The sequence below is a fragment of the Collinsella vaginalis genome, assembly GCF_900176655.1.
Lineage (GTDB): Bacteria > Actinomycetota > Coriobacteriia > Coriobacteriales > Coriobacteriaceae > Collinsella > Collinsella vaginalis.
The window spans coordinates 817,714-843,769 of record NZ_LT838843.1; the positions used below are offsets into that span (position 1 = coordinate 817,714).

26 protein-coding genes are annotated in these 26,056 nt (G+C 63.7%); 15 read left to right on the forward strand and 11 right to left on the reverse strand.

What is annotated here, in order from left to right; translation table 11 throughout:
* Positions 1–166 precede the first annotated feature (166 nt).
* The 4 genes from CAP13_RS05440 to CAP13_RS05455 all read right to left on the reverse strand — a co-directional run bounded on the left by CAP13_RS05440 (position 167) and on the right by CAP13_RS05455 (position 3,230).
* Positions 167–1,018, reverse strand: a complete 852-nt coding sequence (locus CAP13_RS05440; RefSeq protein ID WP_085830561.1) for a hypothetical protein — start codon at positions 1,016–1,018, stop codon at positions 167–169.
* Between the two features lie 3 nt (positions 1,019–1,021).
* Positions 1,022–1,252, reverse strand: a complete 231-nt coding sequence (locus tag CAP13_RS05445; RefSeq protein WP_085830562.1) for a hypothetical protein — start codon at positions 1,250–1,252, stop codon at positions 1,022–1,024.
* Between the two features lies 1 nt (position 1,253).
* Entirely contained in the window at positions 1,254–2,270 is a 1,017-nt protein-coding gene (locus CAP13_RS05450; RefSeq protein WP_085830563.1) for an ABC transporter ATP-binding protein, read from the reverse strand.
* Positions 2,271–2,486: 216 nt separating this feature from the next.
* A complete protein-coding gene (locus CAP13_RS05455) occupies positions 2,487–3,230 on the reverse strand; it encodes a response regulator transcription factor (protein WP_085830564.1) in 744 nt (247 codons plus the stop codon).
* Positions 3,231–3,369: 139 nt separating this feature from the next.
* On the opposite strand from CAP13_RS05455, the gene CAP13_RS05460 reads away from it, so the two are divergent.
* From CAP13_RS05460 to CAP13_RS05470, 3 genes are all read left to right on the forward strand, one after another.
* Positions 3,370–3,792 (forward strand): type III secretion system chaperone family protein, encoded by a 423-nt coding sequence (locus CAP13_RS05460; protein WP_085830565.1) that lies wholly within the window; start codon positions 3,370–3,372, stop codon positions 3,790–3,792.
* 39 nt (positions 3,793–3,831) lie between these two features.
* Positions 3,832–4,644, forward strand: a complete 813-nt coding sequence (locus CAP13_RS05465; RefSeq protein WP_085830566.1) for a ZIP family metal transporter — start codon at positions 3,832–3,834, stop codon at positions 4,642–4,644.
* A gap of 75 nt (positions 4,645–4,719) precedes the next feature.
* The gene (locus CAP13_RS05470) at positions 4,720–5,565 is read left to right on the forward strand and encodes an HAD hydrolase family protein (RefSeq protein ID WP_085830567.1); all 846 of its coding nucleotides are present in this window, start codon (positions 4,720–4,722) and stop codon (positions 5,563–5,565) included.
* Between the two features lie 98 nt (positions 5,566–5,663).
* Here CAP13_RS05470 and CAP13_RS05475 read toward each other — a convergent pair whose 3' ends face one another.
* From CAP13_RS05475 to CAP13_RS05500, 6 genes are all read right to left on the reverse strand, one after another.
* Positions 5,664–6,674 carry a Gfo/Idh/MocA family protein gene (locus tag CAP13_RS05475; RefSeq protein ID WP_085830568.1) on the reverse strand — a complete coding sequence of 337 codons (1,011 nt, stop codon included), beginning with the start codon at positions 6,672–6,674 and terminating at the stop codon, positions 5,664–5,666.
* Between the two features lie 25 nt (positions 6,675–6,699).
* Positions 6,700–8,115, reverse strand: coding sequence for a PTS galactitol transporter subunit IIC (locus CAP13_RS05480; protein ID WP_085830569.1), 1,416 nt, complete (start codon positions 8,113–8,115; stop codon positions 6,700–6,702).
* Between the two features lie 37 nt (positions 8,116–8,152).
* Positions 8,153–8,431, reverse strand: a complete 279-nt coding sequence (locus CAP13_RS05485) for a PTS sugar transporter subunit IIB (protein ID WP_085830570.1) — start codon at positions 8,429–8,431, stop codon at positions 8,153–8,155.
* A 48-nt stretch (positions 8,432–8,479) separates the two neighbouring features.
* Positions 8,480–8,944, reverse strand: coding sequence for a PTS sugar transporter subunit IIA (locus CAP13_RS05490; RefSeq protein ID WP_085830571.1), 465 nt, complete (start codon positions 8,942–8,944; stop codon positions 8,480–8,482).
* A complete protein-coding gene (locus CAP13_RS05495; protein WP_085830572.1) occupies positions 8,941–9,384 on the reverse strand; it encodes a PTS sugar transporter subunit IIA in 444 nt (147 codons plus the stop codon). The genes CAP13_RS05490 and CAP13_RS05495 overlap by 4 nt, the downstream gene beginning before the upstream one ends.
* 205 nt (positions 9,385–9,589) lie before the next feature.
* A complete protein-coding gene (locus CAP13_RS05500) occupies positions 9,590–11,650 on the reverse strand; it encodes a BglG family transcription antiterminator (protein ID WP_085830573.1) in 2,061 nt (686 codons plus the stop codon).
* Positions 11,651–12,222: 572 nt separating this feature from the next.
* Between CAP13_RS05500 and CAP13_RS05505 the strand changes: the two genes are divergently transcribed.
* The 12 genes from CAP13_RS05505 to CAP13_RS05560 all read left to right on the forward strand — a co-directional run bounded on the left by CAP13_RS05505 (position 12,223) and on the right by CAP13_RS05560 (position 24,857).
* Entirely contained in the window at positions 12,223–12,912 is a 690-nt protein-coding gene (locus tag CAP13_RS05505) for a TetR/AcrR family transcriptional regulator (protein WP_085830574.1), read from the forward strand.
* Between the two features lie 2 nt (positions 12,913–12,914).
* Positions 12,915–17,666 carry a 2-hydroxyacyl-CoA dehydratase gene (locus tag CAP13_RS05510; protein WP_085830575.1) on the forward strand — a complete coding sequence of 1,584 codons (4,752 nt, stop codon included), beginning with the start codon at positions 12,915–12,917 and terminating at the stop codon, positions 17,664–17,666.
* Between the two features lie 147 nt (positions 17,667–17,813).
* Positions 17,814–18,092 carry a NifU family protein gene (locus CAP13_RS05515; RefSeq protein WP_085830576.1) on the forward strand — a complete coding sequence of 93 codons (279 nt, stop codon included), beginning with the start codon at positions 17,814–17,816 and terminating at the stop codon, positions 18,090–18,092.
* A gap of 20 nt (positions 18,093–18,112) precedes the next feature.
* Positions 18,113–18,577, forward strand: coding sequence for a hypothetical protein (locus CAP13_RS10085; RefSeq protein WP_218775308.1), 465 nt, complete (start codon positions 18,113–18,115; stop codon positions 18,575–18,577).
* The gene (gene lgt, locus CAP13_RS05525; protein WP_085830577.1) at positions 18,571–19,398 is read left to right on the forward strand and encodes a prolipoprotein diacylglyceryl transferase; all 828 of its coding nucleotides are present in this window, start codon (positions 18,571–18,573) and stop codon (positions 19,396–19,398) included. Before CAP13_RS10085 ends, lgt begins: the two co-directional genes overlap by 7 nt.
* Before the next feature lie 263 nt (positions 19,399–19,661).
* Entirely contained in the window at positions 19,662–20,468 is an 807-nt protein-coding gene (locus tag CAP13_RS05530) for a YebC/PmpR family DNA-binding transcriptional regulator (RefSeq protein WP_085830578.1), read from the forward strand.
* A gap of 117 nt (positions 20,469–20,585) precedes the next feature.
* Entirely contained in the window at positions 20,586–21,128 is a 543-nt protein-coding gene (locus tag CAP13_RS10275) for an alkaline shock response membrane anchor protein AmaP (RefSeq protein WP_245798917.1), read from the forward strand.
* Positions 21,121–21,567: a DUF2273 domain-containing protein gene (locus CAP13_RS05535; protein WP_245798918.1), complete on the forward strand. Its 447-nt coding sequence runs from the start codon at positions 21,121–21,123 to the stop codon at positions 21,565–21,567. The genes CAP13_RS10275 and CAP13_RS05535 overlap by 8 nt, the downstream gene beginning before the upstream one ends.
* A 14-nt stretch (positions 21,568–21,581) precedes the next feature.
* Positions 21,582–22,187, forward strand: coding sequence for an Asp23/Gls24 family envelope stress response protein (locus CAP13_RS05540; protein ID WP_085830580.1), 606 nt, complete (start codon positions 21,582–21,584; stop codon positions 22,185–22,187).
* A gap of 373 nt (positions 22,188–22,560) precedes the next feature.
* Positions 22,561–23,319 (forward strand): methionine ABC transporter ATP-binding protein, encoded by a 759-nt coding sequence (locus tag CAP13_RS05550; protein WP_085830582.1) that lies wholly within the window; start codon positions 22,561–22,563, stop codon positions 23,317–23,319.
* Positions 23,320–23,383: 64 nt separating this feature from the next.
* Positions 23,384–23,965: a methionine ABC transporter permease gene (locus CAP13_RS05555; protein WP_425429835.1), complete on the forward strand. Its 582-nt coding sequence runs from the start codon at positions 23,384–23,386 to the stop codon at positions 23,963–23,965.
* Between the two features lie 49 nt (positions 23,966–24,014).
* The gene (locus CAP13_RS05560; protein ID WP_085830584.1) at positions 24,015–24,857 is read left to right on the forward strand and encodes a MetQ/NlpA family ABC transporter substrate-binding protein; all 843 of its coding nucleotides are present in this window, start codon (positions 24,015–24,017) and stop codon (positions 24,855–24,857) included.
* 124 nt (positions 24,858–24,981) lie between these two features.
* Here CAP13_RS05560 and CAP13_RS10500 read toward each other — a convergent pair whose 3' ends face one another.
* Positions 24,982–25,980: a DDE-type integrase/transposase/recombinase gene (locus CAP13_RS10500; RefSeq protein ID WP_425429836.1), complete on the reverse strand. Its 999-nt coding sequence runs from the start codon at positions 25,978–25,980 to the stop codon at positions 24,982–24,984.
* Positions 25,981–26,056 lie beyond the last annotated feature (76 nt).

Sequence of the window (26,056 nt, forward strand, 5' to 3'; positions counted from 1 at the left end):
GTCGTTTCCCATTGAAGCGAGGGCGCCCCGCAGATGCGCGGGCCTTCGTCCGCCCGGCCGATGAGTGGGCAGGCGCCCGCGCCGATCTCACCCATGGTACGCATACAGGCCCCGGGACGACAGGGGCCTGCTGCTACGGGCTGAGATGGGCTCTCGGTCGCTTATATCAACCGCGTCGTCTCGACACGATCGCAAGCCCCGCCGCCGTCGCGATACCGGCCCAAACACCCAAGACAACGACGGCCTGCACGGCGAATCCGCCGGGGAATGCGAAGGGGGCCGCCGCCCCCGCGCTGAGGGCGGCCCCCGCGCCGTCGGCGACGTGGCCTATGAGGGTGCCGGGGCTGAAGGGGGCGAGCGCCTGATATATGCCGGTGAGCACGGGCGTATGCCACAGGCGGTCCAATGCGGAGGCAAGGAGGAAGAGGATGTTGGGGAGTATGGTCGCGTAGAGCACGGAGAGATAGCCGGCCATCTTGCGGCGTGTGAGCCACGAGATGATGAGCGGCGGCAGGGAGTATGCCCAGCAGGCGAACCACACCTCGAGGAACCAAAGGAGCAGAGAGCCTGCCGCATCGAAGGTGCCGGTGCCCCAGGTGCCCACGAGGTATGTTGCAACGCCGGCCACCATGGTGATCGCAGTGAGGCAGAACGACACGGTCCCCGCGAGGGCGACCCGTTCGACAACCCGGGCCCACGGCCCCCGGACGGAGGCGTTCACGCTCTTCTCGTACCCGGCGTCCACCTCTGCGAAGAAAACTTGGGACATGGCGAGGCAGCAGAGGACTGGCAGGAGGTGACCACTGAGGGAGATGTCGGCGATCGCTACGCTGTAAACGCTGTGCCCGTCGGATCCGATGAACATCCAGCCAGAGCCAGCGGTGAGCAGTCCGACGCTGATGGCGACGGCGATGATCGCGAGATAGATGAGCAGGCAGATAAAGCCGTACACCATGAGCTCGCCTGCGCCGCGGATGCGGGTGATGCGGTATAGATCAGATCTGAGCAGGTTCAACATGGGTCATTCCTTTCCGAGGGAGGGGAGGGCGTGGGGGTTCGCATGTGCCGTCGGCAGCGGGCCGCTAAAACGCGACGGGGCCACCACGCGTGCGGCGCCGATCACCGCGGAGCGCCAGATGATGTGCACCGCCCCGACGAGGACTGCGAACGTGCAGAGAAGGTCAATCACCGCATGCGGGAGCAGGCTGACCGCCGCAACCGCGCCGATGAGGCCGAGGGTGAAGGGAACCATATCAGGCACCTTCCTGCGCGGCCGCGTCCGCGCCGCCCATGAGGTCGACGAAGTAATCCTCGATGTCGCGCTCGAGAAGGCTGAGCTCGAGGATCGGGATGCCCGCATCGAAGAGCGTCTGCGAGACCAGCTCGACTGTCGGGTCGCCGGCGTTGGCGGGATTCGCGCCGCTGCCTCCGAACCGGGCGTCCGCCCGCTGGCCCTGTGCGGCCAAGGAGATGATGATCGCCTGAGTGGGATCGACGCGGATCTGCGCGGTGGGCATCCGCTCCTCGAGCACCACGAGGGCGCGTGCCGGGTCGCTCACGCGGACGCGGATGGAGCTCCCGCATTGATCATGCAGCTCCTCGGCGGTGAGCTCGCGGACCATCCTGCCGTCTCGGATGACACCGAACCGGGTTGCCACGCGGTTCAGCTGATCGAGCACATGGCTCGAGATCAGGATCGTCACGCCGCGCTCGCGGTTGATCTCCGTGAGGGTGCTCCGCATGGCGCGGGTCGCCTCGGGATCGAGGCCGTTGAACGGCTCATCCAAGAGCAGCAGGTCGGGGTGGCCCACCAGGGCGAGCGCGAGGCCGAGCCGCTGCTTCATGCCGAGGGAGAGGGATTTCGCCTTCTTGCGGGCCGCTCCCCCGAGCCCCACGAGCTCGAGCAGCTCGTCGGCGTGTTCGGCCGGCTTGAGCTCCCCTACGGCGAGGGCCTTGATGATGAGGTTGTCTCGGACGGAGTGGCTGTTCAGGATCCCCGGGTTCTCGATCAGGGCGCCGATGCGCGAAGGCGTGCCGGCGAGGTCGACTTTCGGCCGGCCCGTTCCAAGGACGGCCTTCCCGAAGAGCTCCAGCTCGCCCGAGGTGGGGCGCATGAGGCGGGCGATCATCTTCATGGCGGTGGACTTGCCGGCCCCGTTCTTGCCAACAAGACCGTAGATGTCGCCGGAGCCTACGCGCATGTCGAGCGCGTCGACGGCCCGATGCTTGCCGAATGTCTTGGTGAGCTGTCTCGTGCGGATGGCGTCCATCGCGCTTCCCTTCTTCCCCTGTGCGGTTCCGTCTGATCTGATGTCTTCAGTATGCGGTCGGGACCTTGGGGAAGTCTTCACCAAGCATAAAGAGTTCCTAAAGAGGGGCGCGAGGATAGGACGGCAGGGGGGCGGGGTCGTCCCTGCCGCGTACATGCGACCTCGATCCGCGCATCTGCGCCACCGCATGGCGTTACAGGCGGTCGGCCTGCGTCCTCACTCGGTGAGCTTGAATCCCATGCCCCAGACGGTCTTGATGTAGCATCCGGTCCCGGTGGGTTTGAGCTTGGCCCGAATGTTCGAGACGTGCACGTTCAGCGTGTTGTCATCCGCGGCATACGGCTCGTCCCAGGCCAATTCGAAGAGCTCCTGCTTTGACCAGGCGCGCTCCGGGCTGCGCATGAGGGCCTCGATGATGTTGAACTCCAGGCGGGTGAGCTCCACGGGCTCGCCGGCAACGCGGAAGGTGCGGGCGGACGGGTTGAGCGTCCAGGATCGGAAGGTGAGCGCCTTGCTGTCCCCGCGTCCATATCCGACGGCAGTATCTCCACCGGCGAGCTGTCGATGCCTGATCTGGACTTCCACGCGAGCAACGAGCTCGTCGAGGTCGAAGGGTTTCGCGAGGTAGTCGTCGGCACCGAGCTTCAGCAGGTCAATCTTGTCGGTGACCGCGGTGCGCGCCGAGATCACGATGATGGGCGTGCTCGGGTCATGCGCGCGGATGAGGGAGACCAGCTGCTCACCGGTCATGCCCGGAAGCATGAGGTCACAGATGACGACCGCGAACCCGCTGTGGTCGATTCCCGCCGCCTCGTCCCCGAACTCGGCATCGAGCACGAGCGCCGCCTCCGAGCCCGAGAACGCCTGTGTGCAGGAGAACCCCGCGCGAGCGAGACGTGTGGCCACGATCTGATTGATATCGGCATCATCCTCGATGATGAGGGCCCGCGCGTCCGCCATGGAGGCTCCTTTCAGTCTTGTCTATTGTAGGGACCTTTTACGTCGCGCCCACCCGGGACGCGTGAAGCGGCATCGAGTACGATAGCGCATAGTGATAAATCGCCCCGGATGCGCGCGGGGCTGGTGCGAAGGGGGCGCGGTGTACGACAACTCGATAGCCTTGATGGAGGCGATGTCCCAGGCGGGCATCGAATATCGAAGCGACACCCCGCTCGACGACGACAACCTCATCGACACCGTACGCGTGGGATGGTCGGGCGCTCATCTGCCGCCAACGCAGATCCGCTTCCGCATCAACGATCGTGGCGCTCACCTGGAGACAACGCCCCTCGGCCGGGTTTCCCCAGGCAGCCGCGGGTGCGCCCTCGAGCTCGTGAACGAGTTGAACGGCTCCTACCGTTGGGTCACCTTCTCCGTCGATGCCGACGGCAACCTTATCTGCACGACCGATGTCCCCCTGGTTCCCGAGGTGGCGGGCCTGTTCGGCATCGCCGCCATGGGTCGGATGTTCGACACCGCGGACGAGGTGTTCCCACGTCTCGCCGCCCTGTTCGAGAATTGATGCGCCTCGATCCTGAACATGCGCTTCGAAAGGATTCCTATGTTCGATGAAAATATCCTCCAAGCCCTGCTCTGGGCGGCACTCGGATGCGGTTTCACCTGGCTCATGACGACGGCCGGTGCCGCGGTGGTGTTCTTCTTTCGGTCGGATCGGGAGCTCACGCACCACATCTTCCTCGGATTCGCCGCCGGCGTCATGATCGCGGCGAGCATGTGGTCGCTGCTCGTCCCGGCCATCGACCAGGCGGGGGAGATGGGGCAGGTCGCATGGATCCCGGCTGCGGGCGGCTTCCTGCTCGGCGTGGGGTTCCTGATCTTGCTCGACACCTTGCTGCCGCACCTTCACGCCGAGGCCGATGAGGCCGAGGGCATCAAGACCTCATGGAAGCGCACGACCCTGCTCGTGTCAGCCGTCACGCTGCACAACATCCCCGAGGGCATGAGCGTGGGCCTGCTCTTCGCCATGGCCGCCCAGGCGTCGGGCGAGGCGGGTCAGGCCTACCTCGGCATGGCGTTCGCGCTCGCCATCGGTATCGGCCTGCAGAACTTCCCCGAGGGCGCGGCCGTCTCCCTCCCGCTCGCCCGCGAGGGCCTGTCACGCCGCCGCGCCTTCGTGCTTGGCAGCCTCTCAGGTCTCGTGGAGCCCATCTTCGGCATCGCGGTCGTGCTCGTCTCCGGATGGATCCAGCCGTTCATGCCCTGGCTGCTGTCGTTCGCCGCGGGCGCGATGATCTACGTCGTGGTGGAGGAGCTCATCCCCGAGGCGCATCTTGGCGAGCACAGCAACGTGGGGACGCTCGGCGTGATCGCCGGCTTCGTCATCATGATGGTGCTCGACGTGGCCTTGGGGTAGGAATGCACCGGGGCGGCCGCTCCCGACCGCCCAAGCCTTTTCGCCGTATCTGACCTTGCGATCGTTCGGAGCTGCATGATCAAGCTGTTTGCAACCGACCTCGATGGGACCCTCCTCAACCTCTTTCATATGCCGGACGCCACCATCCTGCGGGCCCTCCGGCGGGTGACCGACGCGGGCGCCCATGTGGCCATCGCGACGGGGCGCACCATGCGCACGCCGAACGATTTCGGCCTCATAGGGGCCCCGCTCGAGGCGGTCTGCGCGAATGGCTCGATCGTGCTCGATCGCACGGGCGAGGTCATCCATCATCAGGCGGTCGACCCCGCGCTTCTCGAGGAGATGATCACGGCCTTCCCGGGAGTCTGCTTTGAGTGCGTGGGGCTCGAGCATGTGTACGTCACTGGCACGCCTGAGATGCGCGAGCAGGGCTTTCAGCGCGATGGGCTCGTCCGTCGCGTGCTGATGGCGGGAATGCGGGCCCGAGGTGCCCAGATGAGCGCCGACTTCCTCTATGAGCAGTCAGTCTCGGACATCCTCGCGCATGAGATCTGCAAGGTGAACACGCGCGTCTCCGATGAGGGCCTCGAGCGCGAGCTCCACGCCTTCCTCGACGGCCACGCCGATACGGTGCTGAACACGCCGTTCAACCCGGTGATGTTCGAGATCACCGACGTGCGGGCGAGCAAGGCCCAGGCGGTTGCCTGGCTGGCAGAGTACCTGGGGATCCGCGAGGATGAGGTGGCGGTCTACGGCGACGGTGGCAACGACATCGCGATGCTCGAGCGCTTTGACCATGCGTACGCGACGAGCAGCGGCACGTCTGCGGCGAAGCGGGCGGCGGGTACGGTGATCGGCTCCTGCGCCTTCCACGCGGTCCCGCGGCACATGATGGCAACGATCCGCGCAGAGCGGGGGTAAAGCCGCTGCACCGGGAAACCTAGTCGGATGCCCGTGCAGCGGCCTTACATGACCGTGCGAATACCCAAGGAACTTGTGGGTGTCCCGATATCGATCGATCAGAGCTCAATCACATGGCCGCTTTCAGCGGATGCGTGAACCGCGGCGGCGATTCTCGTGGCCTGAAGCCCGTCGAAAGCGGTTGAGCGGAACGCGCGGCCGTGTAGGATGTCGCTCACGAATTCCTGCATGGGCTCCAGGCCAAATCCGCTTGCCTTATCCTTTTCAAAATTCATGAACAGATAGTTGGGGAGATCCTCTTTTTTGTCAGTGTAGTTCTTCACCCCGCGGTACGACTCATTCTTTAAATAACAGCGGTCGGTGAGGATCACCAGCTGCCCGTCGTTCGACTTGGGAAATGTGTTGGGAAGAACCCAGCTGGTGTCCACGGTCCAAGCCGCCCCGTCACTCATGGTGAGTGTTGCTGTCAGGGTGTCCCATGTATCGATGCCGCGGGATTGAAGAACACGCTTCGAGCCCTGCGCGTACACCTTCACCGCTTCGGCTCCGGTCATATAGCGGATCAAATCGTAGCAATGCACACCGAGGAACCAAGATGGTGAGGATTGAGCTGACCAGGTAAACCAGGATTCAGGTACGGCGATGATGTCGTCAAGCGACATATAGCCGCGCAGCACGGTGTCCCCGCCGCGAATCATCTCATCGCGCATGCAGTTGTATGCGGGATCCCATCGCTTATGGAAATCCAAGGCGATTCTAACGCCCTTATCTTCGGCAAGTCGCATGAGCGTCTCGCACTCTTCGACAGTGGTCGCCAAGGGCTTCTCGATTAGCAGATATGAGATGCCAGCTTCGATCGCATCGCGTGCAGGTTCGAAGTGGTATGGATCAGAGGTCGCGATGGTGATCGCATCGAGATCTTCTGCCTCGATCATTTCTCGAACGCTTGCATAGCCTTTGATCCCATAGCGCTCCTGGGCTTCCAGCCGCCTCTTCTCATTGAGCTCGCAGACGGCGACATTGCTTACCTGGGGATCGCAGAGGAAGGTGCGAAGATGGTAGTTGCCGTAGATGCCTGCCCCGACAACGCCGATCGATAGGCTTTCCATGCTATTGGCCTCCTTTGGGTGTCGGCTATTTCGACTCGGTTCCGATCGTCTCTTCAAAGCGCTCGTCCTCTTTTGCATAGAAGCGCTCCAGGAGCTTGCCGAGTGCGATTGCGACGGCCATGAGCGCCACGAGCAGGAGAGCTCCCACATAGGGGACCTGTGCGAGCAGGGTGGGGATGAGGATAAACAGATCGCCGAAGGCCATCGTGGTCGCAAGCTGCCCCTCCGCCACGAGCGTCATCCCGGCTGCATCGGCGAGCTGTGTGAAGAACGGGGCGGCCCAGCTGGAGATCCAGAGCACGATGGGAATGAAGATCAGACTTGAGCAGATGGTGCGTCGGCGATTCGCGCGGTGGATGATGGTTGCGAAGCAGACATAGAAGGCCGCGAAGGGAACCTCGCCAAGGGGAAGTGTGATATTGCCGGGGAGCACAGCTGCGACGAACATGAAGATCGGAACCATCAAGAATCCAACTGAGATGGTCACCGGATGGCCGATCGTGACGGCGGAATCAAGTCCGATGGAAAGCTGGCGATCGGGGAAGTGCTTGGTGAAAAAGCTTTTTGCCTGGTTTGAAATGGGGATGAGGCCTCCGACGAGCATTTTCACCACCATGGGGAACAGTTCGAGAAGCGCCGCGGTTTTGATCGTGACGTCTGCCACGCCCTTGAAGTCATAACCGGCAACTACACCGAAGAACAGTCCGAGGATCAGCCCGAGGTAGATGCGCTCGCCAAATATCAGACTGACATAATGGCTAAGCCCCTTGCTCTCTTCAAGCTCCTCATCGTCATCTTCGATGGGCTTATGGGCGAAAAACGGGATGAGATCGTAAACCTTATCAAGTACGAGGAAGATGGGCGCGCTTGCGGCGGCGAAGCCATGGGGAATCGAGATGGCGGGGATGCCGATGATCTCCTGGGTACGGTGAGCCATGATATCGGCGATCTTGAGGCCGAGGACCGCATGTGTGACGCCGGCCAGCACACCGAGCCAGAAATTGCCGGTGACCAGTTGAACGATGCCGCCTGTGATTGCGAAGTACCAGAAGTTATAGACATCGACGTTGACCGTGTTCGTGAGCTTCAGCGCGACAAGTGCGATATTCACGAGGATGATTATGACAATGAGCGCGGCGCCGATCAGGCTGCTAAAGCCCACAGCCGCCGCTGGAGAGCCGCCCACATCGATGGCCGTGAGGTTGAGGTTCAGGACCTCGACCATTCGGTTGATGACCGGTCCCAGCGAATCCGCAGTGAGCGTGGCAACCAGGCTGACGCCGACTAGTCCGATGCCGACGGTCGCGCCCGCCTTGATCGCCCTTCCAGGCTTCAGGCCAAACAACAGACCGATGACGCACATGAGTATCGGGACGAAGATGTAGCTTCCCAGGTCGACAAAGTACTGAACTGCTCCGGAGACCGTTTCGAAGAATTCCATGGATTGCGCTCCTTTTCTGTTGCGAGAAGATGGGCGTCTATGCCTTCAGTGTTTCGACAATCTGCTGAGCAACCTCCTCTTCGCCGATTCCCGTCAGGAACGCACTGCCCGTGATGCAGGGCGTCTGGTACTTTTTTCGGACTTTCATAGTGGTGATGATGAGATCGACTGTGCCGTCGTATCCGTCCACTTGGCCGAGCGTGCATTGAATGAGCCTGCCTCGTATGCCGTTCTGCTTCAAAACGGATTCAACTTTGTCGAGCACCATGCTCGAAGTGGCAAGTCCCGCCCCACAGGCAATCACGATTTGTTTCATCTTGTGTCCTTCCGTAGTGGTTGTCGCGCATATCCGGTGCGCATGCTTTTACGGTGTGATGTGTTCGTTGAGGGCGTGGCACACCTCATCGCCCGTCTCCAAATGGAGGAGCGACGAGAGCAGCTCTTCATCTCTAATCAGGCGCATCATGCAGGTCAGCATCTCCAAGTGCGCATGCGCACTTTCCATGGCGAGGATGAATATGATGCGAACCGGTAACTCCTCGTCGGCATCTTCCATATTTGCAAAAGGGACCGGGGACCTAAGAACCCCCACCGCCACATGGTTTCCTTTGACACCCCCGTTTGCATCAGCATGGGCAAGTGCCACGGAAGCGCCCCGGGTTGGGAGGCCTGTGGGATAGTTCCGCTCTCGTTCGCACACGAGATCCGGATACGTAGGCCCCACACACCCTTGCTCGACGAGGGGCCGCGCCACCTCGCGCAGCGCGTCATCTCGCGTGGGCGACACTATGTCGACCTGTACGAGTCCTGGATCAAATTGAAACGTCATGCCTCACCTCCGGTGAATTCCCGATGCACGGCGCGCGCGTCAGGGCTAGATAGAATTCGATCCAACCGATCGCGATCATTAAGGACATGCAAAACCTGTTTGAGCAGATCCAGGTGTTCGTGCGGCTCCGCGGCAGCAATCAGCACGAGTAACCGGATGGGCATGCGGGCATGGGCGACATAGAAGGGCCGTCTTGACAACACCGCGGACACTGCGCGCTCTGTTGCTCCAGAAATAGGGGAGCCTTGCGGGAGAATCGCGTAGGGCGAGATGATACCGGTGCCCCCGTTAGCCTCGACGTTCTGTAGTATCGACTCGGCTATGCTTTCAGTTGGGAGATCGTCGAGACTCAATGCCTCGCATGCCAGCCGCACGGCTTCCCGCCAGTCAGGCACATCGGAGACGATGCGAATCCGCTCAACGGGCAAAACCTCCCACATGCGTATCACCCCACTTGCAGGACCTATTCCGATACCGCGATAGATGCATCTTGTAACTTCATTATGCGGAGGGGCTTAACATGTATGAAGTCCAAATAGTTTGAATGTATGAGTGCAAGGCCATGTGCTCTCTAGCTATGCTGCAATCCGTGCAATCTCTCTGCACTTTGGCCTCATGCGTGAGGCGATATAAGGGCACATAGAACTAGGCGATGGCTATTTCCTCAGCGTCTGTGAGGTCGGCTGCATGCTTGTTAAGAAGGGATAGGGCGCTTTCTGCATTGCGGCACCGCGTAATACCGCTGACCAGGGCAGATCGCTTGGACAAGTTCATGATCTCCCTGAGTGCATGCAAATGTGTCCCTTGCTCGGGGTTTGCAAGCGTGAATAGCAAGCGCGCGCAGCGGCCCTCTCCGAACTGAATCGGATCGACTGAGATTAGCAACGAGAGGCACAGCGCACGCGCCCCTTGCTGAGGTTCCGCGTGTGCGAGGGCTACGTTGTCATGCAGCACGATATACGGGCCGTTTTCGTCGACCAAGTCGATCATGGCTTGGACGTATGCATCGGTAACTAAGTTGGCATTGAGAAGGGGGGCTGCCGAGAGGCGGATGGCATCGCGCCAGGAGGGTGCGGTGTCTACAAAGGTTACGAAGTCCGGTGTAAGGAGATCGAGTACACCGGGTTGATGCCTATCGGGGATTTCAATAAAAGATCCCCCTTTCTGCAGGAAGGCGTAGACTGCGCGCTTGAGGTCCGGCATTCGGTCATCAGGGACGAAGGCAGATAGTATCTCGAAGAGACCTTCTTCGCGCCCGTCTGCTAGCACATGTGGATTCATGTGCAACGCCATCATGGAGGCGATGCGCGACCTATCCGCATCTGTCATCAGGGGGCTTACCTTGATCCACGGGATCTCGCTTCGGATGGGAACGGTGGTAACGATAAAATCCGCTTCGCCGAGATAGGAGTTGACTTCTTCTGCTTGGATGATGGCGACAACGGTTACATTTGCATAAAGCTGCTCGATCTCACGACTCAGCAGTTTGGAAGTCGCCATGCCGCTCGGGCAGACCACAAGCACGCGGACACCGCGGTAAAAGGGGCTCGCGCTTTGGCGCAGGTGACCGGCGAAATGCATGGTAATGTAGGTAATCTCACTGTCAAACAGGGGAAAAGGGAATGCCTCTCGCAGATCCGCTCCGAGTTCAGATACCAGTCGATACAGATCGAGGTAGTGGTCTTTGACCTCTTGGAGAAACGGGTTGATAACCTGAATGGAGAGGCGATGATAGTAAGCAGAGAGCTTGAAATGCATGTAAAGCGAGTTCACCAGGCCGTCTTTCTCGATGAAATCGCAATGGGTCACATGTTCAAATAGATTTACGAAACGTTGAGCGAGCTCGAAAAGGCGTATATCGTCGTCCCCCTCATCGATTCGCGCGAGGCGGCCGGCGCGCGAACCAAGGAGCTGCACACTCAGATACAGCTGCTCATATTCGCTCAGATCGTTGAATCTTTCTTTGACAAGCTGGTGCTCGCGCGTGTCTTCGAGGCTTTGAATCTCTAAGAGCGAGCAATCAAACGTGTCATTCGCATTGCAGATAATTGCAAGCGTGCAGGCGATGAGAAGAAGGTCGGCGTCCGCGTATCCGCTATCGGTCATAGAGCTGATGGCGTTAAGCCGATCGAGATAGTCTTTGACGATTGAAGGGTCGAGAAATTCAAGACGCATGTACGGGGCATCCGCGAGGAGGCGCTTCAGATGAAACAGGAGAACCGTGCGTTTGGAGAGGGCTGCGCCCTTGATGGCATAGCCGGCTATCGAATCGTAGTCGAGCCAGAGGTCGTAGCCCTCAAGCTCAGATCGGAGCGCCTTAAGATCATTGAAAACGGTGTTACGGGAGATGTCGAGTGACTGCATGATCGTATCGACGTGCACTGCGGTGGGGGGATATTGAAGCCAGCAGGCGAGGTAATCCCGACGCTCATCCGGGCGGAGATGCACGTTAGTTTGGTTGCTGGCGAGAAGCCTGGGGACATGCTGGCGCTGCGAATCGGTTAGGTACCAGCCCTGCCCGCGTCGATTTCGTATGAACCCCAGGGATTGCTCATTTAATTCCTCGTTAACCTTGCTGATGAGGTAGTAGACGGTCCTACGGCTGCAAGAAAGGCTTTGCTGTAGATGCTCCAGGCTTATAGGGGAGGCCGAGTCATGTAGGAGTTCGATGAGCGTCCGTCGGCGCTCCTCGTACGATACCGTCATACTTCCCCCTTATGCAGCTCGTTTGCATGAGCCTACCACACGTCTCAGTCAGCTCTTGTTGTTTCGCATTGCTGCAAAGCCAGGGCAGATCATTGGCGGGGCCGCTGTATTGGGCTTTTCCATCGAATCGTGCGGATTGCCGAGTCACCGCTGAGCAGGGAATGCACAGCAAGTCTAGTGCGATGTCCTCAAGCAAAAACTTTACGCTTTGGCACAGGCTTCCCCTCCACTCGCGCGAACCTCCTCAGTTTGGTATAGGTTTTTGCCCTCAGCCTGAGTAGGCAAGAAGATTTTCGACGAAATGCGCAGGTCAATGTCGCGTGCTGAGGGCGTCTGCTTCACGCCGCTGCCAAAACCTGTACCAAACTGAGGAGGTTTTGCCGCGTGGTCACAGAACCTGTACCAAAGCGGAGAGAGCGCCTTCGTCGCTCGAATGCCGCCGGCACCTCCCATGGGGCCATGGGGACTCGTGCTGGCCTGCGGTCCCGTCAAACATGGAGCTCCCTTGATGATGCACATGATGTGCAATAATGCGCATGCCGTGCAATTGAAGACCACATCGAAGGGGGAGTATGCCGCAGGCTGAACTCAAATGTGATCGTCGCTCACTCCGCTCGCAGCGGGCGCTCATGCACGCCTTCGCTGGCCAGCTTGCAGACGGCGAGGAGCTCTCGCGCATCACCGTGGGCGCGCTCACAGACCGGGCTGGTCTCACGAGGCGCACCTTCTACACCCATTACCGCGACATCCCGGATTTCGTCGCCGCGGTCGAGCGCATCCTCATCGGGGAGATCCGCGAGCTCATCATGGGCCTCTCAAAGGCGACCCTGCCTGAGGTCTACGAAAGCATCCAGGACCTCGAGCCCGCTCCTGGCTCTGTCCGCCTGCTCGAGTACTTCGTCGAGAACCGCGCGGTCATCTCGGGCCTCCTCGGCCCCGCCGGAGACCCGGCCTTCATCAAGCGCATCGTCGACATGGCCCGCGACGCCATCTCGGAGCGCATGCAGATGGGCATCTACCCGGAGGCCCTCGGCACCTTCTTCGACTACTACGTCTCCTACGTCGTCTCCGCTGAGACGGGCATGGTGCAACGGTGGTTTGAGAACGGGATGGCGGAGGGCCCCGAGACGATGGCGCGCATCATGACGGTCATCGCCTTCGTGCGACCCGGCGACCTCTACGGCCTGCCCATCGATATCAACGTGCCGGCCTACGGCATGAAACTCATGAATCTGAGCACTGAAGAGAACGAGGGGATCTAACCATGGATGAGATCACGCTGGGCGCTGATACCGAGAGTCCGTCCTGCGGGTGCGCCGCCGATCAGGGCTGCGGCTGCGGCGGATCGGACGCCGCGGGCGCGTGCTGCGGCACCGCGTCGGCCCCCGCCGAGGACGAGGTCCCAATCGAGGACACTGTCACGGAGCCTGCCCTCTGGTATCCCGAGCGCGCCAAGGGCCCGCTCCACCTCGGCGTCGACGTCGGCTCTACCACGGTCAAGCTCGCCGTCCTGAACGATGACAACGAGATCGTCTACGCCAAGTACCAGCGCCACCACACCGACGTGCGTGCCTGCGCCCGCGACCTCTTCGCCGGCGCGGTCAAGCTCCTGCCCGACACGGCCATGACCTGTGCCATCACCGGTTCGGGCGGCATGCTCCTCTCGCAGTGGCTCTCGCTTGAGTTCGTCCAGGAGGTCATCGCGAGCAAGCGCGCCGTGGCGGCCCTGATCCCCGAGACCGACGTGGCCATCGAGCTCGGCGGCGAGGACGCCAAGATCATCTACTTCGACTCCGGTATCGAGCAGCGCATGAACGGCACCTGCGCCGGCGGCACGGGCGCGTTCATCGACCAGATGGCGGCCCTCCTCCACACCGACGCCTCCGGCCTGAACGAGCTGGCGAAGAGCGCCACGAACATCTACCCCATCGCGAGCCGTTGCGGCGTCTTCGCCAAGACCGACGTGCAGCCGCTCCTGAACGAGGGCGCCCGCCCTGAGGACGTGGCGGCGAGCATCTTCCAGGCCGTGGTCACCCAGACCATCTCCGGCCTCGCCTGCGGCCGCCCCATCCGCGGGCACGTGGCCTTCCTCGGCGGCCCGCTCCAGTACCTCTCGGAGCTCCGCCACCGCTTCAACCTCACGCTCGAGCTCGATGAGGCCCACCGCATCGTGCCGGAGAACGCCCACCTCTTCGTGGCATCCGGCGCCGCCATGGCACACGAGTCCGAGAAGCTCACCACGTTCGAGGAGCTCATCGACGCGATCGACGGCCTCGGCGACACCCAGGGCTCCGAGGTCGCGCGCTTGGAGCCGCTCTTCGCCGATGGGGCCGCCTACGTTGCCTTCAAGGAGCGCCATGACCGCGAGGTCGTGCCCCGCGGCGACCTCGCGAGCTACACGGGAGGGCGCGTCTTCATCGGCCTCGACGCCGGTTCCACCACGATGAAGGCCGCTATGGTGGGGGAGGACGGCCAGCTCCTCCACACCTGGTACGGCAGCAACAACGGCGACATCCTGGGCACCGCGAAGACCATCATGGCCGACTTCTACGCGCACCTGCCCGAGGGTGCCAAGATCGGGCACGTCACCACCACCGGCTACGGCGAGGCCCTGCTCATCGAGGCGCTCAAAGCGGACTCCGGCGAGATCGAGACCGTCGCTCACCTGCGCGGCTCCAAGGCCTTCCTCCCCGGCGTCGAGTTCATCCTCGATATCGGCGGCCAGGATATGAAGTGTCTGCGCGTGCGTGACGGCGTGATCGAGCACATCATGCTGAACGAGGCCTGCTCGTCGGGCTGCGGCAGCTTCATCGAGAGCTTCGCGGTGTCCATGAACATGGATGTACGCGCCTTCGCTGAAGCGGCGACTGGCGCCACCGCCCCGGTCGACCTTGGCAGCCGCTGCACGGTCTTCATGAACTCCCGCGTGAAGCAGGCGCAGAAGGAGGGCGCGACCGTGGGCGACATCGCCGCCGGCCTCTCGTACTCCGTCATCAAGAACGCCCTGTTCAAGGTCATCAAACTACGCGATCCCAAGGAGATCGGCACCCAGGTGATCGTCCAGGGCGGCACCTTCATGTCCGACGCCACCCTGCGCGCCTTCGAGCTCCTGACCGGTGTCGATGCGGTGCGTCCCGACATCGCCGGCTGCATGGGCGCCTACGGCGCGGCCCTGCTCGCCCGTGACCGCGCCGGCGCAGACGGCCTCTCGACCGTGCTTCCCGCCGATGAGATCGCGCACCTGACCGTGACCCAGCGCCATGCGCGCTGCGGGCTCTGCTCGAACAACTGCCAGCTCACGATCAACGACTTCGGCGGCAAGCGCCGTTTCATCACCGGCAACCGCTGCGAAAAGGGTGCCGGCAACCGTCGTCGCAAGACCCAGGCGCCGAATCTCTTCGCCGAGAAGAACAAGCTCATCTTCGACCGTCCGGCGCTCTCAGAGGACGAGGCGATCCGCGGCACCGTCGGTCTGCCGCGCGCTCTCAACATGTACGAGAACTACCCCTTCTGGCACACCTTCTTCACGCGCCTGGGCTTCCGCGTGGTCCTCTCCGACAACTCGAGCAAGAAGGTCTACGAGGCCGGTATCGAGTCCATGCCGAGTGAGTCCGTCTGCTATCCGGCCAAGCTCTCCCACGGCCACATCATGAACCTGATCGAGAAGGACCCCGACTTCATCTGGATGCCCTGCGTGCGCTGGGAGCGCAAGGAGGATCCCACGGCGGGCAACTGCTACAACTGCCCCATCGTGATGAGTTACCCGACGGCGCTTGGCCTGAACATCGAGGAGATCGTCCAGGGAGACGTCGAGTTCCTCTACCCCTTCGTGCCCTATCACGACAAGGTTGAGCTCAAGCGCCGCCTGTACCAGATCCTCGTCGAGGACCGCACCCGCGATGCCGAGGCCGGCCGCGGCCGTGTGCGCGGCCCCAAGCTCACGCGGTCCGAGATCAACGCTGCGGTGAACGCTGCCTTCGAGGAGGACGCCGCCTTCCATGAGCGGATCCAGACGATGGGCGAGAAGACCATGCGGTGGATCGAGGAGCACGGCGGCCACGGCATCGTGCTCGCCGGCCGCCCCTACCACAACGACCCCGAGATCAACCACGCCCTCCCCGAGCTCATCACCTCGTTCGGTTTTGCGGTGCTCACCGAGGACTCCGTGGCGCACCTGGTCAAGCCCGAGCGCCCGATTCGCGTCGTCGACCAGTGGATGTACCACTCGCGCCTCTACGCGGCGGCCCGGTTCGTGACCATGCGCAACGACCTCGACCTGATCCAGATGAACTCCTTCGGCTGCGGCCTCGACGCCCTCACCACCGACCAGGTGCAGGAGATCCTCGAGTCCTCCGGCAAGATCTACACGGTGCTGAAGATCGACGAGGTCTCGAACCTCGGCGCGGCGCGCATCCGCATCCGGTCGCTCATGGCGGCCCTGAAGGATCAAGCGGCCGAGCGTCAGGCGACCGCTGAGGCGGCCGGCAGCGCCTACCGCGTGGGCGAGGCGGCCCCCGTGTCCCCTTCGGTCGAGGCCCCTGCCTTCGCCACCCACAAGTACGCCCTCTCAGCCCAGCGCAAGAGCGAGAGCGCGGCTTGGCAGAAGGTGCCCTTCACCGAGGAGATGAAGGAGGCGGGCTACACCATCCTCTGCCCGCAGATGGCGCCCATCCACTTCGACCTCATCAAGGAGGTCTTCCGCGCCTCCGGCTACAACCTGGAGCTCCTGCCCTCCACCGACCGCGGGGCCGTCGAGGCGGGTCTGCGCTACGTCAACAACGACATCTGCTACCCGTCGATCCTCGTGACCGGCCAGATCATGGAGGCCATCGAGAGCGGGCGCTACGACCTCACCAAGACGGCCGTGGTCATCTCGCAGACCGGCGGTGGCTGCCGCGCGACCAACTACATCGCGCTCATCCGCAAGGCCCTGCGTGACGCCGGCCATCCCGAGATCCCGGTCATCTCGCTCTCGGCGGTCAAGCTCGACGAGCAGAACCCCGGTTTCAAGCTGACGGTCCCGATGCTCAAAGCCGCCGTCTACAGCGTGCTCTTCGGCGACGTCATGATGCAGATGCTCTACCGCTGCCGTCCCTATGAGGCGGAGCCGGGCGCCGCTGAGGCATTGTTCGAGGAGTACATGGCCCAAGCTCGCGAGCTCGCCCCGCGCTTCACGCGTCGGAGCTTCACCAAGCTCGCCCGCGCGGCCATCAACGCCTTCGACACGATGCCGCTGGTGGGCGAGGGCACCAAGCCGCGCGTGGGCGTGGTCGGCGAGATCCTGGTGAAGTTCCACCCCACGGCGAACAACCACGTGGTGGACGTCATCGAGAGCGAGGGCTGCGAGGCCGTCGTGCCGGGTCTCCTCGACTTCTTCCTCTACTCCATGAGCAACGCGACCCTGCAGAAGGATGAGCTCGGCAGCTCGGTGGGGCAGCGTGCCGCCATGGACGGGGTCATGGGTCTGGTCGACTGGATGCGCAAGCCCGTCGACGAGCTCCTGGAGCGGAGCGCGCGCTTCGAGCGGCCCGAGCCGATCTCCGTCATGGCGGAGAAGGCACAGACGGTGCTGTCACTCTGCAACAATATGGGCGAGGGTTGGCTGCTCACGGCGGAGATGCTCGACCTCATCGATCACGGCGCGCCGAACATCATCTGCACGCAGCCCTTCGCCTGCCTCCCGAACCACGTGGTGGGCAAGGCCGTGATCAAGCAGCTGCGGCGGATGCACCCGGAGAGCAACATCGTGGCTGTGGACTACGATCCCGGCGCATCCGAGGCGAACCAGCTGAACCGCATCAAGCTTATGATCTCGGTGGCCAAGGAGAACCTGCGCGCCGGCCGTGGGTTCACGATGGAGAGCGTGAAGCCGCTTGTGCGGGATGCGGTTGACTCGCGTCTGCGTGCGTCGCACGGCGGGGCCGGCGAGGGCGCGAGCTGCGGTGGCAGCTGCGGCGCTTTCGGCGACGACGCCGTCGCGCAGGTGGCCGAACGCCTCGGCCGCGGCGTGCGGTAGGGGAGCTCGCGGGGGCGCAGACACTCCTGGTGCCCGCGCCCCGAGGTGGCTGCCGCCTCGGATCGAACTGCTACCTGTTTGTGATCGTTCCCTCGGGGTACCAGCATGTAGTACCATGTGCCGGTTGTTCAAGCGAAAGGAGCCCTCGTGGCTGTAAATGAGAAGCTGCTCAAGGAAGTTCTTGAGGAGATCCGTCCCAACCTGCAGGCTGACGGTGGCGACATGACCTATCTCGGCGTGGACGACGAGGGCGTCGTCAAGCTCGAGCTCACGGGCGCCTGCGCCGGATGCCCCATGAGCTCGCTGACCTTAGGCATGGGTATCGAGCGCATCCTGAAGGAGCACGTCCCCGGCGTCACTCGCGTCGAGGCCGTCAACGATGACGGTGCCGCGTCCGACCTCTACGACGAGTACGCGCCGTTCTAAGCGCTGAGGGGGCGGTTCGCATGGAGACGCAGGGGGAGAGAGGGCCGGTGGCGGCCGGCGGTATGTCGGTGCCCGCCATATCGAAGCCCGGTGCAAGGATTCTTAATACGGGTGCCGCGCCCTCGTTCGACCCCGCGTCCTCCGACGTTCGCGCCCGCGACCTCCAGCTGAACGATCCACGCGGCGAGGACGGCGTGATCAAGTGCTGGACCGTGCGCGGCTGCACCGGGCTCTGGGGCCCCACGGGTAACTACATGGAGCTCGACTGCCCCCACAACGTGCCCGACCGCTACTCGCCGTGTCCCGGGACCTGCGCCTTCACCCATTGCCAGCGTCCCTGGCACGAGGACGCGACCTCCTTGGACGACCTCCTCGATCCCGATGTGGACCGTCTCGCGGCCATCAAGGAGGAGTGCCGTCACTGCCTCCATTTCATCCGGCGCGGACCGCGCGCCCATGCGCACCAGGAAGGCACGGCATGCTGAACGAGCTCTACCACGCCCTTGATCCGGTGGCCTTCTCCGCGGGGCCCATCACCATCTACTGGTACGGCATCGCCTACATCGTCGGGGCGGTTCTCACTGGCGTGGTCATGTACCGCACGCAGCGCCGCTGGGGGCTGGGCCTCACCATCGAGGACATCTGGGTGGTCGTGACGGGGATCGTGTTCGGCCTCATCATCGGCGCGCGCCTGTTCTACCTGGTCTTCTATGGCAACGGACTCCTGTTCTACCTGCAGAACCCCCTGCAGATCATCGCCGTCAACCAAGGCGGGATGAGCTTCCACGGAGGCCTCGTGGGCGGTGTCATCGGAGGCGTGCTCGCCTGTCGGTCAGCGGGTCTCTCCGCCTGGACCATCGCCGACCTCGCCGTTTGCGGCGCGCCACTTGCGCTCGCGATCGGTCGGTGCGCCAACTTCGTGAACGGCGAGCTCTGGGGCAAACCCACCGATCTGCCCTGGGGCGTGGTGTTCGGCGGCGCGGCGGGGGATGTCGCCCGGCATCCGAGCCAGCTCTATGAGGCCCTGCTCGAGGGCATCGTCCTTTTCACGGTCCTGCAGATCATGAGCCGGCGCCCCAAGCTTCCGCCCCAAGGCGCCTTCATGGGCGTCTTCGTGCTCGGATACGGTATCGCCCGCATCCTCGTCGAGTTCGTGCGCGTGCCCGACGCGCAGCTCGGCTACCTCTTCGGTGGCGTGGTGACGATGGGGCAGATCCTGAGCCTCCCGCTCGTTCTCATCGGCATCGGCCTGCTCGTCTACGCCTATCGCGCCGACCGTCCCCAACGCGGCCATCTGACCGACTGACGATCTTGAGCGCCCGCCTGTCGCTGTCGCCGGGGGTGTTGTTGTGAGGGGCGTCCAACGGCCTCGACGGAGCCGCACGGCGCGTCCTGCTCCCCACACGGCGCTCCGTCGCGCCTGAGCTGTGCGAACTCTGCGTGTTCGTTGCGCAGGGCGCGCAATCGGTATATCATCTGCCAACGTCTGACTATAGGGAATGAGGGCACCCGGCGCCTCGATGCCGACGAGCCGAGCCGGTCCCGCGCATATCTTAGAAGGAGCATCGCATGTCCGGACACTCAAAATGGGCCACAACCAAGCACCGCAAGGGTGCGCAGGACGCCAAGCGTTCCGCGCTGTTCTCCAAGCTGAGCCGCAACATCACGGTCGCCGCCCGTCTGGGCAACGACCCCAACCCTGAGAACAACGCCAGCCTTGCCGCCGCCGTGGCCAAGGCCAAGGCGCAGTCCATGCCCAAGGACAAGATCGATTCCGCCATCAAGAAGGCCTTCGGCGCCGGCGCGGACGCCGCGGCCTACGAGAACATCGTCTACGAGGGCTACGGTCCGGCGGGCGTGGCCGTCTACTGCGAGTGCCTGACCGACAACCGCAACCGCACCGCGGCCGATGTGCGCTCCGCCTTCTCGCACGCGGGCGGCAACCTCGGCACAGCCGGCTCGGTGGCGTTCCAGTTTGAGCGTCGCGGCCAGGTGGTCGTCTCCAAGCAGATCGTTGACCCCAACGACAAGAAGGAGAACCTGATGGCCAACGGGGCCGCAGGTGACGAGGAGGAGTTCATGATGGCCGTCGCCGAGGCCGGCGGCGAGGATTACGAGGACGGCGGCGAGGAGTGGGTCGTCTGGACCAACCCGGGCGAGCTCATGGCCGTCTCCAAGGGCCTCGAGGAGCAGGGCATCGAGGTCAAGGGCTCCGAGCTCATCATGGTTCCCACCACGCCGACGGAGGTCTCGCCGAGCGACGCCAAGAAGGTGCAGCGCCTGATCGATCGTCTTGAAGAGCTCGACGACGTCCAGGACGTCTACCACACCATGGACATGACCGACGAGGTCATCGCCGCCCTCGAGGAGGAGTAGGCCGCCGCGCCTCACCTCCACAGGCTGCTCACAAGGGGCCGGTTCCGCATGCGCGGGCCGGCCCCTCCTGCGTTCGGGGTAAAATGGTCGGGTGTGGATCCGGGCGAGAGGAGCAGTATGAAGCCGATGGCCAAGGTGGCGGCGATGCTGTACCTGCTGTCCTGCGCCCTCGTGCTCGGTGCCTTCACAGCCCTGCTCGTAGGCCCCGCGCAAGATCAGGCCGCCTCTCTCATAGAGCGGCAGCCGGCGCGGATCATCCTGCTCGTATGCATGGGCATCATGGGAATCCAAGCCCTCTACCTGCTGGGGCGCGTGCTCTTCATGCGCCCGGAGCCAATGAGCGTGCGTCCGACGGCCCATCCGGACATCGAGGTCGCCCTCGATGCCGTCAGGCACGTGGCGCGTCGCGCGGCGATGGAGGAGGATGTGCTGATCGAGGATGTCTCGACCCGCGTCCGGGGCCGGTCCCATGAGGGAGTGCTCGTGCGCATCGATGCCATCGACCTCGGAGATCGCAACCTTGCCGCTCTCGCCGCCAAGATCGCGGCCCGGGTGCAGCGCGCCTGCGAGCACATGCTCGGGGCGCCGGGTGCCACCGTGCGCGTGCGTTTCCTACCTGCTAAGACCACCACGACCACCCGGGAGGCTACCGGTGAGTGAGAAGACATCCAAGGCGCCAAAGCCGGTGATTGAGCAGTCCGCCGACGGCCCGGTGAGCGCGGGCTCCGCGTTCGCGGCGGCTGAGGCCGAGGAGGCATCTCAGAATCACGCCACGGCGGATGGCGAGAGCTTCACCGCGGAGGAGAAGGCCGAGGACGCCGTGCACAGTGCCACGTCAGAGGCCGGCGCCTTCCAGAACGCCACCTGGGGCTTCATCGAGGGCGTCGGCAAGCGGGCCTGGTCCTATGCGGATGCCCACCCCCACACCGTGCTCTACGGGGCCATCGGCCTCATTCTCGCCATCCTCATCCTCGTGTTGGGGCTTTGGAGAACCATCGTGATCGCGGTCTTCGTCGGCGTCGGCGCGGGCATCGGACAGATGCGCGACGGCCGCGGGGGCCTGTACCGTTTCCTGACACGCCTCTTCGGCGGTCGCTGAGAAGGGAGCCGACCATGGCAGAGGACATCGTGAACGAGCAATCGAACGAAGATATCGAAATTCACCCGGATGATGCTGCGGCAGCGGCCTCGATGGCGGAGACGGAGCCCGAGGAGCTCCTCTCGCAGGAGGATGCAGACGCGGGAGATGAGGGCGCATCCGCCGAGGTCGCCGAGGAGGGCGCTGAATCCGAAGCGGCGACCGATTGCAGCGAGGCTTACTCCGAGGAGGACGAGGAGGACGGCCTCGATTCCGACGACTCCCTCACCTACTCGAACGGCGTGATCGAGAAGATCGTCGCCATGGCCACACGCGAGGTGCCCCACGTGCTCGGCATGAAGGGCAACCTCATGCACTTTGTGCAGGAGCGTCTGGGGGCGGAGAGCCTCACCAAGGGCGTCACGGTCGAGGTGACCGAGGAGAACAGCGTCATCGTGAACATCTCCGTGATCATCGAGTACGGAGCCTACGCGCCCGACATCTTCGAGAACGTGAAGGAGCGCGTGACCGAGCGCCTGGCCGCCATGACGGGCCTCGAGGTCGCCGGCATCAACCTGCGCATCGAGGACGTGCTCACCCCCGAGGAGTACGCAGCAAGCAGCCAGGGCGCGGAGGCGTAGCCACGCGGTCCCGTCGCGGCGTTTCCTCGCAGTCTGAGCCGGGGCATGGGGTGTTCCTCCCCGTGTCCCGGTTTTTTCTGCGCCTGCGGCCTCGCTTCATACCTACGGCTTGCCTGCAGGGCAGGGACCTCACCTTTGTTTCTCTCCGGTTACACCCGTTGCCCCCATCTCATACGGCTGGTATTCTCGAGCCTATGGTTACGACTGCCGCACATATCACGATGATGATGGTCATGGAGATGCCCTCGCCCGGGCACTTCGTCATGGCGCGCGCGTGTCGCGAGCCGATGGAGACCGGGCGCCTCAGCTAGGTCCGGCTCCGGCGGGAGCGGACCGCCTTCTTCCTGACAGCAATCTTCGCGGGAGCATCCTCGTGATCAGCATCCAACACGTTTCAAAGACCTACGGCCATGCCGAGCGCACCGCGCGTTCGGTGAGTGCGCTCGTCGATATCAACCTTGAGATCGGCGACGGTGAGCGCTTCGGCATCATCGGCATGAGCGGCGCCGGCAAGTCGACCCTCGTCCGCACCATTAACCTCCTTGAGCGCCCCACCGAGGGCCGCATCGTGGTGGACGGGCAGGACGTGACCGACCTAACAGGTGCCGATCTGCGCGCCTACCGCCGCCGCGTGGCCATGATCTTTCAGAACTTCGGGCTGCTCGCGCAGAAGTCCGTGCTCGATAACGTGTGCTTCCCCTTCCTTGCGGCGACGGGCCGTGTAACGGCCGAAAACCGCGCGCGGGCCCGTGAGCTCCTCGAGCGCGTGGGCCTCGCCGAGAAAGCGGAGGCCTATCCCAACCAGCTCTCCGGTGGCCAGCAGCAGCGCGTGGCCATCGCCCGCGCCCTCGCCTGCGATCCCGAGGTGATCCTCTGCGACGAGGCGACGAGCGCGCTGGACCCCAAGAGTACCAACACGATCCTGAAGCTCCTACGCGACATCAGCCTCGAAACGGGCGTCACGCTCGTCGTCATCACCCATTCCATGGATGTGGTCGAGAAGATCTGCACTCAGGTGGCCGTGCTTGAGGACGGGCGCGTGGTGGAACAGGGTCCGGTTGAACGCGTCTTCGCCGCGCCGGCCGCCGAGGCCACCCGCGTGCTCCTTGGAAAGGTTGATTGGGATGCCTGATATCTCAAGCTTCATCGACCAGTTCGGCGCCCTGCTCGCGCAGGGAACCGTCGACACGCTGATCATGGTGTTCTGCTCGACGGCGATCGCCTACGTCATCGGGATCGCCCTGGGTGTCATCCTGAACCTCACGGCCCCGGGTGGGCTGCGTCCTCAGCCCCTCGTCTACACCGTGCTCGGCTGGATCGTCAACATTGGTCGCTCCCTGCCCTTCATCATCCTGATGATCGCCCTCATGCCTGCGACCACGGCGCTCGTGGGCACCTCCACGGGCATTCGCGGCGTCATCCCGCCGCTCGTGGTTGCCACCGCCCCCTTCGTGGCGCGCATGGTCGAGCAGTCGCTCGCCGAGGTCTCGCGCGATGTCGTCGAGGCTGCCGAGGCCTGTGGGGCGTCGATCCCGCGCATCGTGTGGTCGGCGCTGCTGCCCGAGGCCCTGCCCTCGATCGTCCGCGGCGTTGCCGTCACGCTCATCGCCGTGCTCGGCTACACGGCCATCGCCGGCGCCCTCGGTGCCGGCGGCGCCNACGGCTACTACCGCTTTGAGAACCAGGTCATGATCGCCACGATCGTCCTGCTTGTCATACTCGTCCAGCTCATCCAGAGCGTCTGTAACCTGATCGCCCGCAAGGTCGATCACCGGTAAAACCGGGCGCCGTGCGCGCCTTCCCCTCTATCCCGAAAGGATGACCGCTATGTCAACCCTCTCCATCTCCCGTCGTTCCTTTGTACGCGCCTCCCTCGCCGGCTTTGGCGTCGTGGCCCTGGGCGGCCTCGCCGCCTGCGGCTCCACCTCCGGCACCTCGTCGAGCGCCACGCTCACCGTGGCTGCCAGCCCCACCCCGCACGCTGAGATCCTCACCAAGTTCGCCGCCCCGGCGCTGAAGGAGGAGGGCATCGAGCTCGTCGTCAAGGAGTACACCGACTACATCCAGCCCAACAAGGACACCACCTCGGGCGCTGTTGACGCCAACTACTTCCAGCACATCAACTACCTTGACAACTACAACAAGGAGAATGGCACCGACCTGGTGAACGCCGGCGCGATCCACTACGAGCCGATGGCCGTGTACGCGGGCAAGTCGTCCGATCTCGCGAACATCGCCGACGCCGCGGTCATCGCGATCCCGAACGACCCCACCAACGAAGGACGCGCCCTGCTGCTGCTGCAGGACCAGGGCCTGATCACGCTCAAGGACGCCGCCAACCTCGAGGCCACGCCGAACGACATCGCCGAGAACGCGCACAACATCACCTTCCAGGAGGTTGAGGCCGCGGCTGTTCCACGGGCGCTTGCCTCGGTCGATTTCGCGGTCATCAACGGCAACTACGCGATCGAAGCCGGCTATCACGTGGAGGACGCCCTCGCGCACGAGGAGTCCGGCTCCACGGCGGTGGCCCAGTACGCGAACATCATCTGCACCACCAAGGATAAGCAGGACGACAAGAACATCGCCGCCCTGGTGAAAGTGCTGCAGTCCGATGAATTCAACACGTACCTTTCGGACACCTATGGTGAGGACGTGCTCCCGGCGTAGCGTCTGTTGCCGCACGGGGTCCCGCGCAGAGCCCATTGCGGACGTGATGCCGGTTGCCTCCTCGGTGGCGAGCTGCTGTGGGGCCGAGGGGTATCTGCCGGCGTGGTCTGGCTATCGTGCGACTTCATGCGCGCCGGATTGACTTATCAAGGTTCTGTCTGCCCGACATAGAGAAGCGTTTTCCGGCCTGGGTGCTGCACCCAGGCCGGTTTTGTGTTTCGGATGCCTGTGCGCAAACAGCGGTTGCGCTTCCGGTTTTGGGAAGGGGAGGGGATGTGTGCCGAATGCCGGCGTCGGGCTGCACGTCCGTCGGCCCCGGCTGCACCCCCCCGGCCCCGGCTGCACCCCCCCGTGCCTCAGCGCGTATCGGCCGTCGGGACACGGCCGCCCGCGCAGGATAAGAGCGAAACGTCTTCTCGAGGTGCTTTCTTAGGCATTCTGCATGAGCGTGCGGTCGAAAGTAGGTTCTCGAGCCCTTGTGAGCTAGCGAGCCGGCGCACCGGGCGCCGGGACGGAGCAGGCACCTTCGGATGCGGAAGGGACGAGCGCGCCCCTGAACGAGTAGGGAAAACGTCATCTCGAGGCGGTTCCGAAGGCAATCGGGGATGCGGACGATTCCTTGGACGGGCCTAGACGGCCAGACCGAGCCGCTCCCTGCGGCCCCTGATCGTATCGTACACCGTCCCCCCGCCCTCGCGGAACGCCTTGTGCCCTCCCGGTACCAGCGGACGTAGGCCGAGAGCTCCCCGATGAAGGCCTCGGCGGTCCATCCGCGCCAGTCCCGGCCGTGGAAGAACTCGACCTTGAGCCTCCCGAAGAAGCCCTCGCACGCCGCGTTGTCGGGGGAGTGCCCCCTGCGCGACATCGACCTCGTCACCCCCGCCGCCTCGCAGGCCGCCACCCAGTCCGGGGTCCGGTAGTGCCAGCCGCAGTCCGAGTGCAGCATGAAGCCCCCGCCGGTGGCGGCCACCGCGTCCGCCAGCATCCCGGAGACGAGCGCCTTGGAGGGGCTCGTGCCGCAGGAGAACGCCGCGACGTCGCCGTCGTAGAGGTCGACGGCCGGCGAGAGGTAGACCCTCCGCGGGTCGTCCGGGAGCCGGAACTCCGTCACGTCGGTCACCATGACCTCGCCCGGGCGCGGGGCCGAGAAGTCGTGCCGGTCGCGCGCGGCGTCGGCGAGCAGCAGGTTCGGCGCGGCC